Annotated in this window: 1 pseudogene; it reads right to left on the bottom strand. The window is 35.2% G+C overall.

The annotated features are described in order from the left end of the window. Positions 1-250: 250 nt before the first annotated feature. Positions 251-872, bottom strand: a pseudogene (locus V6U76_RS05335) (leucyl aminopeptidase); the annotation flags it as partial.

The following is an 872-nucleotide window of genomic DNA, read 5'->3' as shown; positions in this document are numbered from 1 at the left end:
TGAATCAATGCAAAATACAACCTTACCATACATACCCTCATCCATCATAATTCTTATACCATTATAATTAATATACACTTTATTATATTTAAGATACTAATATATTGCAATAGAATTTTGTATTTTTATTTACACAAGACATCCTAATGCCTTAATAGAAGAAAATAAAATAATTGACCTCTATAAATCTTCTTAAAGATTAGATTGCAAAATAGGTAATTCAGTATACTTTCTCTAGAAAGTAATTTTTTTACTCATAATATTTTTCAACTAGCCTATTAAGCAGCCTTACTCCAAAGCCCACAGCTCCTCTTGGGCAGATATCAGTACCCTTCTCGTTCCATGCAACACCTGCAATATCAAGATGTGCCCAGCAAGTTTCATTTACAAAACGCTGCAGGAACTGTGCAGCCATAATACTATCCCCACCTGAACCTGGAGGAGCAATATTCTGTACATCCGCAATAGGCGAATCTATAATTTTATTATAAGTTTCATTCATAGGAAAACGCCATAACTTTTCATTTACATCATTACCCGCAGAAATCAAATGCTCTGAAAGTTCATCATTATTTGAAAAGAGACCAGCATACTCATTATTACCAAGTGCAACAACAATTGCACCAGTTAAAGTTGCAAGATCAATCATAAATCTCGGTGCAAATCTATCTTGTGTATACCATAGAGCATCTGCAAGTATTAATCTTCCTTCCGCATCGGTATTTAATACTTCTATTGTTTGCCCAGACATTGAAGTTACTATGTCACTTGGCCTTTGAGCATTACCGTCTATCGCATTCTCTGCAAGCGCAACCACACCTATAGCATTTACTTTTGCCTTGCGCCCTGCTAGAACATGCATTGCACCAACT

The organism is Wolbachia endosymbiont of Pentidionis agamae (assembly GCF_036711655.1).
Taxonomy (GTDB): Bacteria; Pseudomonadota; Alphaproteobacteria; order Rickettsiales; family Anaplasmataceae; genus JAZHPY01.
This window is presented reverse-complemented; position numbering and strand designations above follow the sequence as displayed.